The 16,364-nt window shown below is 46.4% G+C and carries 9 protein-coding genes; 3 read left to right on the forward strand and 6 right to left on the reverse strand.

Annotated elements, in window-relative coordinates:
* Window positions 1-82 precede the first annotated feature (82 nt).
* Window positions 83-1,609, reverse strand: coding sequence for an ATP-binding protein (locus tag AC1TPC_RS01635; RefSeq protein WP_482065125.1), 1,527 nt, complete (start codon window positions 1,607-1,609; stop codon window positions 83-85).
* 252 nt (window positions 1,610-1,861) lie between these two features.
* On the reverse strand, window positions 1,862-2,698 hold the full coding sequence (locus AC1TPC_RS01640) for an alpha/beta hydrolase (protein WP_482065126.1): 837 nt from the start codon (window positions 2,696-2,698) through the stop codon (window positions 1,862-1,864).
* Window positions 2,699-2,761: 63 nt separating this feature from the next.
* Here AC1TPC_RS01640 and AC1TPC_RS01645 point away from each other — a divergent pair, with 63 nt between their 5' ends.
* Window positions 2,762-4,018, forward strand: a complete 1,257-nt coding sequence (locus tag AC1TPC_RS01645) for a BaiN/RdsA family NAD(P)/FAD-dependent oxidoreductase (RefSeq protein ID WP_482065127.1) — start codon at window positions 2,762-2,764, stop codon at window positions 4,016-4,018.
* 78 nt (window positions 4,019-4,096) lie between these two features.
* On the opposite strand, the gene AC1TPC_RS01650 is transcribed toward AC1TPC_RS01645, so the two are convergent.
* Window positions 4,097-4,507: a hypothetical protein gene (locus AC1TPC_RS01650; protein WP_482065128.1), complete on the reverse strand. Its 411-nt coding sequence runs from the start codon at window positions 4,505-4,507 to the stop codon at window positions 4,097-4,099.
* 180 nt (window positions 4,508-4,687) lie between these two features.
* Here AC1TPC_RS01650 and AC1TPC_RS01655 point away from each other — a divergent pair, with 180 nt between their 5' ends.
* Window positions 4,688-5,593: a helix-turn-helix domain-containing protein gene (locus tag AC1TPC_RS01655; RefSeq protein ID WP_482065129.1), complete on the forward strand. Its 906-nt coding sequence runs from the start codon at window positions 4,688-4,690 to the stop codon at window positions 5,591-5,593.
* Between the two features lie 24 nt (window positions 5,594-5,617).
* Here the strand turns inward: AC1TPC_RS01655 and xylB are convergent, their stop codons facing one another.
* Window positions 5,618-7,114, reverse strand: a complete 1,497-nt coding sequence (gene xylB, locus AC1TPC_RS01660; protein WP_482065130.1) for a xylulokinase — start codon at window positions 7,112-7,114, stop codon at window positions 5,618-5,620.
* Between the two features lie 21 nt (window positions 7,115-7,135).
* On the reverse strand, window positions 7,136-8,449 hold the full coding sequence (gene xylA / locus AC1TPC_RS01665) for a xylose isomerase (RefSeq protein ID WP_169083557.1): 1,314 nt from the start codon (window positions 8,447-8,449) through the stop codon (window positions 7,136-7,138).
* 230 nt (window positions 8,450-8,679) lie between these two features.
* Between xylA and AC1TPC_RS01670 the strand changes: the two genes are divergently transcribed.
* Complete coding sequence (locus AC1TPC_RS01670) at window positions 8,680-9,840, forward strand: ROK family protein (protein ID WP_482065131.1); 1,161 nt, start codon at window positions 8,680-8,682, stop codon at window positions 9,838-9,840.
* Between the two features lie 59 nt (window positions 9,841-9,899).
* On the opposite strand, the gene AC1TPC_RS01675 is transcribed toward AC1TPC_RS01670, so the two are convergent.
* Window positions 9,900-16,241: an Athe_2463 domain-containing protein gene (locus tag AC1TPC_RS01675; protein ID WP_482065132.1), complete on the reverse strand. Its 6,342-nt coding sequence runs from the start codon at window positions 16,239-16,241 to the stop codon at window positions 9,900-9,902.
* Between the last annotated feature and the right edge of the window lie 123 nt (window positions 16,242-16,364).

A 16,364-nucleotide genomic window follows, 5' to 3' on the forward strand; every position in this document is an offset into this window, starting at 1 on the left:
AACACTCCTTACTTCTGTTTTTCTATGCAAAAGAACCGTAAATGAACAACATTCATTTACAGCCCAATTCAGGGTAGTCCGCTTAACTGGCCTTCTCCTCTTGCAGGAAGAAGGTTACGACAAACGCCGTTCCTTCGCCCTCCTTGGATTCCACGTCGATCCGTCCGTTATGGCGCTCCGCGATGCTGAGGCAAAGCGGCAATCCCAAGCCAGTACCCTGCGTTTTCGTAGAAAAAAACGGCTCGAACAAATGCTTCATCTGTTCAGGTGAGATTCCAATGCCTTGATCAGCAATTCGCATTTCTACTTTGCATTCATAATAGTTGGTGCTAATAAATAACGAACCTTTATCGCTCATCGATTCCATGCCGTTGCGGGCTAGGTTTAGAAACAGCTGCTTAATTTCTCTTTTGTTCATCATAATGAGCGGCAAATTCTCACAAAGCTCCACTTCAATCGTCTGGCCGCGCAAATTCGCGTCCGCATTGAGCAGCGGAATGAGATCGTAAATAATATCATGCAGCGATGACGGCTCCATCGTAAGCGCCCTATTCTGCGCCAGCGACAAAAAATCGCTAATAATCATATTCGCGCGGTCAAGCTCGTCAATGACGATTCGAAAATATTCCTGCTGATTATTCGGACTCCGTTCCTGAATGAGCTGGATAAAACCGCGAATGACTGCCATCGGATTGCGAATTTCATGCGTGATGCTTGCTGCCATCTGACCGACTAAACTGAGGCGCTCCATTCGGCCAACCTCATCCTTCAACTGACTCAGCTCCGTTATATCCTGTGCTATAAGCGCTGCTCCCGCATTTTGATCCGTCAGAGACGTTCGCAGCGAGATGGTCGTTAACAGCATTATTTTCTCGCCATCTGCAAACGGAACAAGCGAAGACTTCTTGCCATTAAGGGCTTGATTGAGCAGCTTGACACAAGCATCTCCGTATCCGCTCTGAAATACGAGCGGGAACGCAATTCCAAGCATCTGCTTTGCTTCATTATATTCTGGACGCAAGCTAAGCATCAGAGTCGCCATCTCGTTGGAATGTGTGATTTGTCCTTCACGATCAACGACGATCACGCCAAAGGACGTCTCGTTTATAAATTGCTGCAGCTTCTCCACTTCATTTCGATAATTAGCCGATACTCGCTTCACCTCATCATTGAGCAGCTTCTTTTCCTTTACGCTCTCAATCATGAAGATGGACAGCCAAGTGGCCGTTAATGAAGCGGATACAGATAGGATAAGAGCTATGACCATCCTATACGACCATGACACCTCGCTAAAGGAAATAAAGCCGATAATCGTAATGATGAAATAAAGCATTAATACAGACATCAATAGTATGCTCTTATACTCCTTGCGAAGTGCCGAAGCTCGTTGAAAAGGACGTATCGAAAACAGCATGAGCGTTACAAAACCGACGATGAAAATAATGAAGCTGACTATTTCCCATACGCTGTCCAGCATCGAAAATCTTATGGCTATATATATGAAGGTAAGTACAGTCAGTGTTGGCAGCCCTCCATAAAGCGAGCCAAGCAAATAAGGAATTAGCCGAAAATCAACATCGTAGCCGTATACATTTGTAGTTGTCAGCATACAAAGTATCATTGATATACTGCAAAAAATGCCCATAAACAGAGGCATACCCTTCCTGCCCTGCTCTTTATCATGCCAAAGTTGGAAGGCGAAAACAGGCAATAAGGATAAAATGAATTGTAACAGCAATTCCTTTAACACATCTGATCGGTTCCCCCTACTCGCGCTCTGAATGCATGCCTCATATTAAGTTAATAATTCATTACCGAGTATACGTATCTTTAATCCGATTAAAGCATAAAAGGCATCTATTTACAATTGCTCTTCAAGCCAATTTAACATTTCTAAAATCGCTTTCTCTCCTTCGATATCATTGTGAAGCTCATGCATTCCGCCATCCCAGCGTCTGAAGCGGCACTGCTCGCCAAGCGTTTCAGCTAATTGACTGCTTGCATCAAATGAAGTCACACGATCGGCAGTCCCATGCATAAGCAGCAAAGGAACCTGAAGATTTGCTGCATTAGCAAGCGCCCATTCTCCGCCAGCGCCTACCTCCGTAAAAGTATGGAGCGTAATTTTTGTATGACATAACGGATCCTCTACGATTGGCGCTGCCTGATCGTAGCCAGGGCGGTATAAATCAGCAGTTTTTAAGCCGGTCGATTGGTGCATCGTCGGAACAACGGCTGCGAGCTTGCGCCCGACCCACTCCATCGCCGGATGCGGCCTGAACGCCAGTTGCAGCCACGGACTTGTCAGAATGAGTCCTTTGATCGGCGGATGGAGTCGCAGCGCACAGTTAAGCGCCACATTGCCCCCCATGCTATGGCCGTATAAGAAAACAGGCAAGCCAGTGTGCCGTTTGCCTGCGGCTTCAATCATAAGAGCAGCATCGCTTGCAGCTGCGCCTATCGAAGGCAAATGCCCCCGCTTGCCAGTTGAGCGGCCGTGTCCGTGCTGGTCAATCGCAATAAGCGCAATTCCTGCATCCGTAAAGTGTGACGCCACATGCTTATACCGATCGCCATGCTCGCCCATTCCGTGCACAAGACAGACGACAGCTTTTATTTCATGCGCTTCGGGCTTCCATTCCCTCATAAATAATGTGGAGCCCTTTGCACCAGTTAATTGCCATTCATCACGCAGCATTATAACGCCGCCTTTCTTTTATGGTATTATATATACTACTAATAATATAGCAGGTGGAAATAGATGCAATATGATGTAATTGTTATTGGCGGAGGCTCAGCCGGGCTAATGGCCAGTATAGCCGCGAGCAAGGATGGCGCTATGGTGCTTCTTCTCGACAAAGGCGATAAATTAGGCCGCAAGCTAGGCATCTCGGGCGGCGGGCGATGCAATGTAACGAATAATAAAGATTTGGACGAGCTAATCAAGCATATTCCCGGCAATGGACGTTTTCTTCACAGCACCTTCTCGAATTTCAACAACAAGGACATTATCGCTTTTTTCGAAAACCTCGGAATTGCCCTAAAGGAAGAAGACAACGGGCGCATGTTCCCGGTATCGGACAAGGCTAAGACTGTCGTGGATACGCTTGTTAATCAGGTTCGTAACCAAGGTGTCAAAATCATATTAAACGCTCCTGTCGATCATATCATGTATGACGAAGGAAAAGTGACGGGTGTACGCATTAAATCCGGCGAGACGTTCATCAGCCGGAGCGTCATCGTCGCCTCTGGCGGCAAATCTGTCCCTCAAACCGGATCAACCGGCGACGGCTACGCTTGGGCGGAAAAAGCCGGACACTCGATTACGGAGCTATTCCCAACCGAGGTTCCGCTCACGTCGAATGAGCCCTTTATTACAAGCAAGGAGCTGCAGGGCTTATCGCTTCGCAACGTGGCGCTGTCGGTTTGGAGCCCTAAGGGGAAGCAAATTATTCAGCATTATGGCGATATGCTATTCACGCACTTTGGCATTTCAGGCCCTATCGTGCTGCGGTGCAGCCAGTTCGTGGTCAAAGCCTTAAAGCAGTTTAACACAGGCAATATCGAAGTAGCGATCGATCTTATGCCGGAGAAAAGCAAGGACGAGGTCTACAAGGAAACGCTGAGGCTCACCGAGCTCGAATCCAAAAAAACGATAAAAAATGTGCTTAAAGGCTATCTGCCCGAAAAAATGATTCCGATTCTGCTTCAGAAGGCCAGCTTGGCGGATAGCCTTACTTACGACAATATTCCAAAGCAGGATTGGATAGCGCTGTCCCAGCTCATTAAGCATTTTCCAATAAGAGTGTACGGCTCGCTTTCTATAGAAGATGCATTCGTAACGGGCGGAGGAATCAATTTGAAGGAGGTCGATCCAAAAACGATGCAGTCAAAGCTGATGGCTGGGCTGTATTTTTGCGGAGAGATATTGGACATTCATGGCTATACCGGAGGCTACAACATAACCGCAGCGTTCTCGACCGGCTACACAGCAGGCTTAAACGCCGTGCTTCGATAAATGCAGCAAAGGCTGTACCCATCGTCCCAGGACAATGGATACAGCCTTTTTATTATTGTTTATGTAACGAACAGGCAGCTAAATCCGCACATCACCCGAGAAATGGCCATATGTACCGGGATCAGGCAGAAACTCCTCGTTTAAATCCGCTTCATCGTCACGATTGTGCAGCTCCTCGGAAAATTCAGTATCTCCATAGGATGAAGCCCAATCCTCATTCACTAAATGAGCTGGAATGGCGATTGCATCAAGCGAATAAGCGCTGTCCGTTACAGCATCTGCATCGATTTGGGCTTGCTCGACAAGCTGTCCGCCATGCGATTGCGCGATCTCAAGGGCAGATGTCAGGTCGCTTCCCTCCAAATGCACATGCATGCGGCTCCCTTCATGAAGAACGGTCTCGTAGCCGAGCTCCCTCAGCGTTTCACAAGCAAGTGACGCGCTGCCTTCATCATTAAAATCAAATAATAAGGCTGAGTTAATAGACAATTGTATTCCTCCTTTTTTCATTTTGTTTAGCGTGCCCAAACGCCGCAAAATCATGTTAAAAACAAGTGATAAATCACATGTCATTGTTTATTCACAAAAAATGATGTAAGTATGTTAGGTTTTATGACATAATAATTACATTAGGATTGGTATACGCTTTATGATGGGAAGGTGTCATCGATGAATCATTTATTTTATTTGCTTTCAGATCCCATGCTTATCGTCGAGCTCGACGAATCCCGCTGGTCTATTCGCGATGTCAATCAAGCGTTTGCAGTCTTTTCTGGCTTTAAAAAATCGGACCTCATGCTGCTCGACCCAACCACAATCATCTCAACGCAGACGTCAGGGTTTTCCTTCAAGGAAGCCGTTGATCAGCTCTCTGACGAGGATGCCTACTCACCACAGCTCGAATGCAAGCTTGTTACCAAAACATCAACTCCAGCGGATGTGCGCCTATCTTGCCGCAAGCTGCAGCTTGGAGAACGTATGGTTTATGTCATCATATGCAAGGATTTGCGCGAAGCCAAGTGGATAGACGAATATATTATGCACAATAAAATTATGGTCTCATCCATCGTAAATGAACGTTATTTTATTATGAACTTAAAACATTATTACGCGCCTGTGAAGCAGCCTTCTTCCTTGTATATAAACAAATCGATATTTGATCTCGTTGCAGACCACGATCAGAGTAGAATTAAACGGGTATTAGAATTTGCCAAAAATAATCGTACAGTCGAATCCATTGACTTTCAGCTTAAGTTTGATGACCGATATTACAGCGCCGATGCCGTTATCCAACCTTTTTACAATGGCAATCGCAGCTTCAAAAACTTTGTTCTCATCTTGAAGAACCTGCATGTGAACAATCCGGAAGAGGACCCGTCGTACAAGCTCCGGCTGCTTATGCTAAGCAAAAACGTTTCCGTAACCTCTCTCGCGCAATCAACTTTAATCTCGCTTACGACCATTTCCAAAATACGCAACGGAAAAATTAAAAAACCCCAGCGCCTAACGGCTGAATTGATTGCCGGAGAGCTGGGTGTGAGACCTGAAACGATATGGAGCAGCTTTAAGCGGTAAATATCTGCTCTTAGCTCTCCATGATCAGCCGCGATATGGCGCGAGCGCCTCGTTCAAACCGCGCGTCTGCTCATATACCTGCTGATATACCTTGAAGATGCCTGCGTATGCAGCAACCGCATCAGGCTGCGGTGAATACGAAGCCGCATGCTTCACGAATTTATCCGCACATGATTCCAAGCTGTCAAACCAGCCGCTGCCGTAAGCAGCCAGCATAGCTGCGCCTAAGCCTGGACCCTGCTCATTCTCGAGCGCTACGACCGTCGCGTCAAAAATATCGGCTTGCATTTGAAGCCATACCGGATTTTGCGCGCCACCGCCGATGGATATGACGGTATCGACCGTTTTGCCAGCCAGTCTGAACATATCGACCGACTCGTTGAGCGAGAAGGTAATGCCCTCCATAACCGCACGCGCAAAGTGAATGCGCTCATGCGAGCCGTCAACGCCGATAAAGCTCGCGCGAATAACGGAATTCGCATGCGGCGTGCGTTCGCCAACGAGGTAAGGCGTGAACAGCAGTCCGCCCGCTCCCGGCTTCACAGCGCCTACTCCTTCAAGCAATTGGTCAAAGGATTCGTTTGGCGCGAACGTTTTCTTAAACCAGCTAAGGCTGTAGCCAGCAGCTAGTGTAACGCCCATCGCATAAAAGGAATCCTCTTTGCCATGGTTAAAGAAATGCACCTTGCCCGCAAAATCCTTCGATTTATCATTCTCATAGGATAGAATAACGCCCGATGTGCCAATGCTGCAAAGCGTCAAACCTTCGGACAGGATGCCCGATCCAATCGCTCCGCATGCGTTGTCCGCGCCGCCCGCAAACACTTTAGTTGCTGCTTGCAAACCTGAGCGCTCAGCAAACTGCGGCAGCAGCGTTCCGACTAGTCCATGAGACTCGACAAGCGGCGGACAGAAGCTAGCTGGTAGAGCAAAGGCATCAAGCACCTCGCTGCTCCACGCTTTGCCGGCCACGTCTAGAAGGAGCGTGCCTGCTGCATCGGAATAATCCATATGAACCTCGCCGGTAAGCCGGTAGCGGAGATAATCCTTTGGCAATAGGAACAGCTTTGCCTTCGCAAATGCTTCCGGCTCATTCTCACGAACCCATAGCATCTTCGGCAGCGTAAAGCCCTCTAGTGCCGGATTGCGAGTGATGCTAAGAAGCTTATCGCCAAGCGTACGCTCGATTTCACGGCATTGCTGCGTCGTACGCGTATCATTCCAGAGTATTGCATTCCGAACGGGATTGCCTTCTTCGTCCAGCAAGACAAGCCCGTGCATCTGGCCGGAGAAGCTGATGCCTTCAATTGCGCCGGCATCGATGCCAGCATTTGAAGTCAGTTCTCTCAGCGCTTCAATCGTCCCGTCCACCCAATCATCTGCACGCTGCTCGCTCCACCCCGAACGTTCATGGAGAAGCGGGTAGCTGCGAGATGCTTCCGCGGCTACCGTGCCATTGCGGTCAACGAGCAGCACCTTGACTGCGCTCGTTCCTAAATCTATCCCAATAACATAGCTCATTTGGCTGTAATCCTCCCGACCTTAAACGCTGAAAATAACTTCGCTCAGTACGAGGCGAATCCGCTCTTGACGGCCTGACTCGTTTTTGATCGGATTGTTTTGAAGCGCATATTGCTCAAGCGATGCAAGCGTCGCTTTGCCGGACACGACTTCTGCGCCGATGCCTTCTTTGAAGCTGCGGTAGCGGTTATCGACGATATTGTCGAGAATTTTCTCTTCTGTCAATTTCGCAGCTGCTTTCAGCCCCCATGCGAAGCTGTCCATACCCGCAATATGTGCTAGGAACAGATCTTCCGCTTCGAATGAGCCGCGACGAACTTTTGCGTCGAAGTTAATGCCGCCGCGGCCGATGCCGCCAGCTTTCAATACTTCAAACATCGTCAGCGTAGTCGAGTAAAGATCAGTAGGGAATTCATCCGTATCCCAGCCGAGCAATAGATCGCCTTGGTTCGCGTCAAGCGATCCGAGCATGCCGTTGATAGCCGCTGTACGAATTTCGTGCTCAAACGTATGGCCTGCTAGCGTTGCATGGTTCGCTTCAAGGTTCAGCTTGAAGTGATCTTTTAAGCCGTATTTTTGCAGGAATGAGATCGTTGTAGCCGCATCAAAATCATATTGGTGTTTCGTTGGCTCTTTTGGTTTCGGCTCGATCAAGAATTGAGCGTCAAAGCCGATTTCCTTCGCATAAGCAATTGCCATGTGGTACAAGCGGGCAAGGTTATCAAGCTCAAAGCCCATATCTGTGTTAAGCAGCGTTTCGTAGCCTTCACGGCCGCCCCAGAATACGTAGTTTTCTGCGCCAAGCTCTTTACCTACTTCAAGCCCTTTTTTCAACTGTGCGCCTGCATAGGCATAAACATCAGCGTTGACAGCTGTTCCAGCGCCATGCACATATCGCGGGTTCGAGAACATGTTAACCGTGTTCCAAAGCAGCTTTTTGCCCGAGGACTTCATGTTGTCCTTCAATAGCGCCACGATCACGTCGAGGTTTTTGTTCGTTTCCTGCAGCGTTTCGCCTTCCGGCGCAATGTCCACGTCATGGAATGCGTAGAAAGGAATGTTCAATTTATTCATAAATTCAAAATTGGCTTCAACGCGCGCTTTCGCACGGTCAAGGCCGCTATATTGATCCCAGCCGCGAACCATAGTAGGTGCGCCGAAAGGGTCTGTACCATTTGCATTAAACGTATGCCAATAAGCAACCGCGAAGCGAAGGTGCTCTTCCATCGTTTTGCCTAAAATAACTTGATTAGGATCGTAATGTTTGAATGCCAGCGGATTGTCCGAGCCCTTGCCTTCAAACTGGATTGTGTTGATATTTTTAAAATAGCTCATAGAAAATAAAATCCTCCTTCACGGAATTCGATATTTTTGTTAGTGCTTACATTTAGAATAACATGCCTCAACTTAGTTTGTCTATTAAACAAACTAAGATTTTGTGTTACACTAGCCATAACTTATTTCCAGCTTATATCGCCTTAAGGATGAAGCGTCTCTAGCTGCCTCCTTAACCGGCATTTCGTGCTACAATGATAAATATCGTGACTTGGACGGAGGCTTCCAGTATGAAAGTAAAACCAACAGGAGACTTAGCGCTCATCAAAAAAATAAACACGGCTATCGTGCTCGAATCCGTACTGAAGCATGCGCCGCTCTCGCGAACGCAAATATCAGAGCTAACCGGACTTAATAAAGCGACGGTATCCAGTCTCGTTCAAGATTTGATCGACAACCATCTTGTTTTAGAAAATGGGCCAGGACAATCGAGCGGCGGACGCAAGCCTGTCATGCTGTTATTTAATGGAACCGCAGGATACGCTGTCGGCATTGATCTTGGGGTTAATTATATACGCGGCATGCTGGTCGACTTGGAAGGGAAGGTAGTTGCAGAGCATCAGAGCAAGCTCAAGCAGCAGGATGCCGGGCCTGTCATTGGGCAGCTGGAAGCATGCATTGAGCTGCTTATCAATGAAGCGCCCGAAAGCCCTTATGGCGTTGTCGGCATCGGAGTAGGCGTACCAGGCATCGTTGACGATAACGGAACGATTCTGTTTGCTCCGAATTTAAAGTGGCGTCAGGTGGAGCTGCAGTCGCAGCTTGAGGAGCGCTTCAAGCTGCCGGTAACGATAGACAATGAAGCAAACGCAGGCGCTCAGGGCGAACAGAAATATGGCGCAGGGCGCGGCATTCCAAACCAAATTTACGTCAGCGTTGGAATCGGAATCGGAACGGGAATTATTTTGAGCAAGGAGCTGTACAAAGGAGCTTCCGGTTTCTCCGGCGAGCTAGGCCATCTCTCGATTGAGTATGACGGCAAACCTTGCAGCTGCGGCAATCGCGGATGCTGGGAGCTGTATGCATCTGAGAATGCTTTGCTTGAGCGCGCGGCATCGCTGGGCTTCGAAAATTTAGAGGAGCTGCTCCTCGCAGCGGCTGCTGGAGATGAGCGCGTGATCGAGCTTATAGGCTCGGTTGGCGACTATTTGGGCGCGGGCATTGCGAATATCGTCAACGTGTTTAATCCGAATGTCGTCATCATCGGCAACCGCATGAGCCGAGCCGCCGAATGGTTGGAACCAGCCGTACAAGCAGCTGTCGATCAGCGTACGCTTCCGTATCACCGTGAGCGAATGCGCATCCTTTTCGCAGAGCTTCAGGATCAATCCGCTGTGAGAGGGGCTGCATATTACGCCATTAGCAGGTTTTTCACAAAAATTAAAAGCTAAATAGGAAGCAGGAGCTGCCCCGTCGTCTTTTGAGACCAATCGGGACAGCTCCTGTTTGTTTATTGGACACGATGAACGCCCACGGTATTCAGCGCATTCCCATCCATTGATACTTCGACAACCGTCTCCTTGATGGTCCCATTCGAGTAGTAAGCTGTAAATATAAACTGAAGTTTTCCTTGCTCGAGCTCAGCAAAAGCATGATCCCATAGCTCGCCGCTCCAGCTCGTTTGCGCTGCATTGCCCTTATCTAGCGCTTCTGCATAGCTCGACATCTTAACTTCGACCCGCTCAGCCTTCGTCGCTGTTCCTGTCAACGTCGTATCCGCCTCCAGCACAAACTTCTCGCCAGCCCAAAAAACCGAATAACCGCGCGGAGAATCAGGTCTTCCTGTCTTGTCCAAATTGTAATCAATCCGTCGCTCATCCCATAGATCCGTATGCTTCACAAATCCCGTAACATGAAGCGGCAGCACCTGCACCTGCTTGGTTATACTAACCGGATCGGCAATCCCGTCGCTTACCATAATCTTCATGCTCCAGACACCTGCCGCTGCTAGCTTTAGAGAAGGACCTCTTGCCGGATAGGTTGGTCCATTGACCGTGTAGGAATAGCTGCTTTTGACTCCCAACGGGCTCGTCAGCTCATAAGCAATCGAAAGCGCATTGCCGTCCGGATCAGCCGCATTTGAAGAAAAGGTGGTCAAATCTCCCTCGTAAACCGGCTTTGGCGACCAATCAAAATCTGCGGTCGGCGGACGGTTGGTCACAAAATGAATATACGCGTAGTGTCCTTCATTGCCAGCTTCGTCATAATCAAGAACGGTAAGACGATATTGCTGCCCGGCAGCTAAACCTGTTACCTGGTAGGACAGACGGTCTAGCGCTAGCGGGATGCTATACTCTTTTGTTCCATCATTGTTTAGATCAATATTGGCAATACTGCCATCTGCATTTACCTTTTGCAAGTAAAAGGTTCGAGTTGCATGTCCAGAGGATGGAGCAGCATCGCTAAAAGCATTGAACTGCACCGTTACCGCGGTCGGTTCAACAAGCAGCTGTTCATCAACATCAGCCGGTTTAACCGTATCTACAAAGAAAAATCCATTGCTAGAGTACGGCCCCCATAAAAAGCTATCGTTTGCCCTGGCGCGCCAGTAATGCAGCCCTTCCGCAAGAGCTGTCGTTGTGTAGCTGGCTGTAGCTGTGGCCGCGTTCGTGTCTATCACTGTTGCACCGCTCGATGCGCGGAACACCTCATAATCAATCGCGGCAATCGGATGATTCTCAGGATCAACTACAAATGTGCGCAGCTGCGGACGATTCGAATTAGTAAAAATCGGATTGTCTCCATCTGGTCCGTTATACGAGAGTAAATAAGTCGCAGGAGGCAAGTCTAGAACAAAGTATCGAACGTTGCTTACATTCGACCACACGCCTGCAGAGTACACTTGACCTTGTACTTTTACCACGCGGCCAGGTGTGATGGTTTCAGCCAACATTTGATAGCTTAGCGCATTGCCCTCATGCTCAATGTACAAAGCTGTCTCATTATTGTCTACATACGTCATGGATAGACGATAGCTCTCTTGCGGATTTCCCTCTGCATCAAAGTAAGACCATGTAATCGTTGGCTCTTTGATTAGTACGTTTGGAGCTGCTGCCGTTACGCCCGAAGGATATGTGATCGTCATAACGGGCTTCGTTTGATTGATTGGCGGTAAAACGTCCTTATAGACGATATACTCACCCCAATACGACCATGCGCCGTGTATGTCTCTTACTTGCTCCTGTACGATCAACTCCACACCTGGACGGTTGTAATATTCTCGTTTCCCTGTTGTCCATGTGCTTTCATCGGCCCAGCGTGTGCGGAATAGCTTGTCCGATAATAGATGTGCGATGTCAGGATCATAAGAGGTGTCATACGTTTCATAATCAAGCGACTCGCCTTCTGTGTACACTCGCCCAGTGAAACGCACGTCAGGCTGCGCTAGTGGTCTACGGTGGGCGTAAATAATCTTTTTAACCGGCTGTGACCATTTGCGATAGGAGGCTAATCCAGGATTATCCTGCCCACGGAATGTAATCTCATATAAGCCCGCTCGGTCTAAAGCATTGATGGTGCTTGGGAAAGATTGACCAATATACGCACTTAGAGCATCGGGATTCTCGAAAAAGTTTGGATTATGGCTATAACTCCACTCTTCAGCCCCCATTACGTCTTTATCAATATCATTGAAGATTTTCTCATATAGGAGTGGTTCGTTTACTAAAACTGTTTCATACGTTTGTTCGGTGTACGTGTCACCGTAATTTGTTATTTTCACACTAGAGAAGATTGCGTTTGACTGCCCCAGCGCCATAAAACCAGCCGATCCTTTCACATAAGTACCATCGGAAACTTCAAGCAGTTTAGCGTAATTCACATAGACGCGCTGGATGCCGTTGATTGATTCTACCTTGATCGGGTACGTATTGAATGCTGAACGTGCTAATGGTGTAGATTGCAAAAGCGTCTTGTTCCCGTTCACAACACGGTACATGGAAAGGGTATTATTGCTCCACTCCACCGAGTACATATTCCGTTCATTTTGAATCTGAAAGCCAGCACCGATTGTTTTGTCGTTTTTGATGTCGTTTACACTGACGTTAAATTCGAATGCGTAATTTTTCTTTACGGCATTTTGATCGTAAAGCAGGCCGCCCCATTCATCGCCAGATACGCTTATCGTGTTAGGATCAACAGGATTGATTCCGCTTTTGCCCGAAGTAGAGGCAAAAGGGATAACCACAAGGCTTTCGTCAGTTAGATGGAAAACATAGAGTGAACCATCCGGTAAAATAGGAGAATCTTCTTCAGAGCTATTAAAATACCCCGTAACGAGAGTTCCTTCACTTATTAAAACGTTCTTAGTTATGTTAAATAAGCTGTAAATAGAATGCGGATTATCATTTCCGCTAGGTATATATTGTGTGTTTATGGAAAATAGATCACCATTCGGTAATTGAGATACACGCTCGGCATTTTTAAATGTATTAGGATCATAAGGACTCATAATTTTCGTTCCGTCCTTTTTAAAAACAAGAGCATCAGCTCTGTTTCCAGATACGAGTACGTCATCGTTTTTCATCACAAGTATTCGATTCGGCATTTCATCTTCCCTTATTGGATTGCTATAGGTTTGCCCTCCCGTTTTTACTAACGACAAGTTACTAGAATTATAGGTCTTAACTTGAAATGCTAAACGGTAATCGGAGGCTCTCACATAAGTAAATACATATAAATACTGTCCATCGTTTGATATGGATACAGGAGAGACTGTTGGAGCTGATCCCGAATACGCTGTAGTTGTACTAATAAGTCCTGAATCAAGTCTAATACCGTTCGGCGTAATCTTAGTCAATACACGTCCCGAAATATAGGCTGTACCATCGTCCTTATAAGTTATGTTATAATTTGCTCCTTTTAAAGGGATAATATTTCCATTCGCTTCCCATATCAATTGTTGGCTCTCGACCGAGTATTTATAATACTTCGTTTCAACCAATTTATCATCCCAATTAATATACTCAATGCCAATGATAACGTTTTTCAAATCAGGGGTTAGTTTATAGAGAACTAACTTTTGCTGCCTTCCGTCATTTAATATTGGAAAGCCGTTATCCTGCACAGTAGTACCTTGTGGATTTATGATTCGGTATCTGAATTGACTGTTTTCTGTCCAACTTACATGTAGTTGCTCGTCTTTCTGCATCCCTATAATAGTTTGATAATAAGGAACTGACTCTGTAACTGTAAGTGCTGGCCCTATAGGACTTCCTGTCTTTGCGTCTCGTTGATAGTAAGTAAACGTTTTGAGTCCGGTATCGATATCATAATAAATCTGTTGGTACGTATAGATTCGCTTGCCGCCAAAGACGATAGGAACATATTCATGCTTACTCGTACCTCCACCGAAAAGCATCCATTGCGGTTTCGCCACAGTATCGGAAGCATAAGCATTTATATTACGAAAATTAAGTCCTGCGCCAGCATCAGGATACTGTAAATTAAAGTTTGCTTGAACAGCATTTTTTGTCCGAACGTTAGAGTCGGCAAGCCACGCTAGTTTATCAGCATTACCGCCTACATATGGATTCTTTAATACCCATGACCGCAGGATCGATTGCGGTGCAAATTGCGTAATCGGCGGTGAGCTATCCTCTCCTTGACCAGGCTGCTCCGTGATCCCGAATGCATTAAAGTTGACTTCGGGTGCATAGTTCAGAATGTCCGTCTTCGCTAGATTAGAACTGCCTTTTTTGCCGTAATCTTCCGTAACAATAGCGCGGTATTGTCTTTGGCCAACAGACGTATATGTAACGGTATGCGTTGTTTTATATACTCCGTTATAGAGTGTCGTCCATGGCTCTTCCTCAAAATTTCCATTGCCGTTCGAATCGTATCGCTCCTCAAGCATCAAGTGATTGATAGTATCTCCGTCTGGACTTTCCGCTTCCATATAGAGCATGAATGCGTTATTCCGATAGGATTCTTCTGGAGCTGTGATCTGAACGGTTGGCGGCATATCGGGAACAACACTCAGCTGCAGCGATGCCCAATCACTGAAACGGCCTGTCGTGTCGTAAACCTTTCCTTCCAGTATGTAATCCCCTAAAGCAAAATTATTGACCGTAGGGAAGCCGGAAACATAACTAGATCCACTTGCAGGCTTGTATCTTTTTTCTGATTTACTATGATCAATCGTTGCACCACGAAATTCGAGCGGCGTATAGGAATCATTGAGATGAAACGGGACAGGAAATGGCCGACCTTCCGTGATCCGAGTCACCCCTGAGACAATGGCTACAGGCTTTGGATCAATTACCGTTAGTCGAGCCGATGTACTCATTGATCCTCGGTCATTAGTTCCTGTAAATTTGGCTGAATAATCGCCCACCGTGTTATAGGTTACATCTTTAAATTCAAGATTGCTCTTATTCGGAAGGACTGCTTCAAGTTCTGGCGAAAAGTCCCACTCAAAAGTATCGTAGCCGGAAGATGTGTTTAATAATGAAGACTTTTCCCCTGCAATAATCATATCCGGCACAAACCGAATAGCTAGATCCATCGGATTAGGGGTTGGTGAAGGGGGAGAGGTGGGCGTTGCTATAGGCGTGCTGCTCGGAGTTGGCGTTGCGCTTGGCTTCGGCGTAGCTGGAGCGGTTGACACGTTAACGATCAATTTTGCCCAGTCTGACACTTTGTTTTTGCTGTTGGTTACGCGAAGTTCAACAAGGTATTTTCCTAAAGTTGCAAAGTTATTTGTTAAAGGTTTTTTGTTGATGGTATTCCCGTTTGGTGTCTTGTATTTCCACTCGTAAAGCGTGATCGGTTCTTTGCCGGGTGAATAGGATAGCTTATCGTCCAGCTTGGGATCGATCGATGGTTTGATCGTAATTTCAGGCTCGGTTCGATGATCGCCCTGCAGGTGACTTATAATGGCGATTGGCGTTGTTGGCTCGTTTTTCTTGTTAAAAGCGATTTTGAAATCATTTGTGTTGTTCGTCTCATTTGATTCAGCAACGGCTTCACCAAAATCCGCTTTAGCGGTGAAGTTCTTAATACCGCTTGTTGTTGAGGAAACATTCACGGTAACCGTTTTAATCTGTCCAGGAGGTATGTTTGAAATGACTTCTGATTTGATGTTTGTTCCGATGATGCCTACTGTAAATGAACCACTGCCTACCTTTTTACTTTTATTTTCTGTTGTAATTTTTACTGGTACTGAGTCGCCAACCCAAGCATCCGCCGGAATAACTATCTCTTTAATGACAAGATCAGGTTTTGAAGGCGGTGGATCAATTTTTTCTGCTGGTATTGTAAAGACTTCATACCACCAAGAGCCGTCAGGCTGCCATATATTCCACATTTGAACTACGCCTGGAGAGAACTTTGTACGGGCTTGTTGTATAATAACGTAGTCCATGAGAATATCAGCTGTCCAGTTTGTGTTCTTTAATTTGTTATAGCTTTCTAAGAATGTTTTAGAATGCCCATATGGATCTTTCATTTCTGTGAGCCATTTAGTAACATCAGGATGCTGTGATAAGTTTGTAACCTTTATATTTTTCATTTGCCCTGTTGCTGTTTCCCAAGGCAATTTAACCCAGTTTTTCGCTACACTTTTCGTAGCATTTAAATCACTTTCAAACATCCAATTCCGATATAAATTACCTTCAATATCCCATCCAAGATATCGATATTGCCCTTTTTTTATATCTTGGACAGTTTTATCTACATCGGAAGGACAACCGTATACGATGACATTTGAACCAATGTTAGAATGGTTTAGTAGAAACTTCTCATTTAATGCCCGCTTTTTTGAATCCTCTAATGGAATATTATAATATTCCATATATTCTTTCGCCAATTCGCTATATTCAGAAGGTGCCAAGCAATTTGTTGCAGCCTCAACATTAATTGGTAAGATTAGCAAAAAACAAATTGACAGGGCATATAAAAGGGTTCTTTTCCGTAA

Source organism: Paenibacillus sp. Y280, assembly GCF_056786335.1.

What these genes read in the sequence shown, in the direction of transcription:
- AC1TPC_RS01670 (WP_482065131.1), top strand. Translation starts at nt 8,680, where the DNA reads ATGAAAGTAAAACCAACAGGAGACTTAGCGCTCATCAAAAAAATAAAC.
- AC1TPC_RS01645 (WP_482065127.1), top strand. Translation starts at nt 2,762, where the DNA reads ATGCAATATGATGTAATTGTTATTGGCGGAGGCTCAGCCGGGCTAATG.
- AC1TPC_RS01655 (WP_482065129.1), top strand. Translation starts at nt 4,688, where the DNA reads ATGAATCATTTATTTTATTTGCTTTCAGATCCCATGCTTATCGTCGAG.
- xylB (WP_482065130.1), bottom strand. Translation starts at nt 7,114, where the DNA reads ATGAGCTATGTTATTGGGATAGATTTAGGAACGAGCGCAGTCAAGGTG.
- AC1TPC_RS01635 (WP_482065125.1), bottom strand. Translation starts at nt 1,609, where the DNA reads ATGCTGACAACTACAAATGTATACGGCTACGATGTTGATTTTCGGCTA.
- AC1TPC_RS01640 (WP_482065126.1), bottom strand. Translation starts at nt 2,698, where the DNA reads ATGCTGCGTGATGAATGGCAATTAACTGGTGCAAAGGGCTCCACATTA.
- AC1TPC_RS01675 (WP_482065132.1), bottom strand. Translation starts at nt 16,241, where the DNA reads ATGGAATATTATAATATTCCATTAGAGGATTCAAAAAAGCGGGCATTA.
- xylA (WP_169083557.1), bottom strand. Translation starts at nt 8,449, where the DNA reads ATGAGCTATTTTAAAAATATCAACACAATCCAGTTTGAAGGCAAGGGC.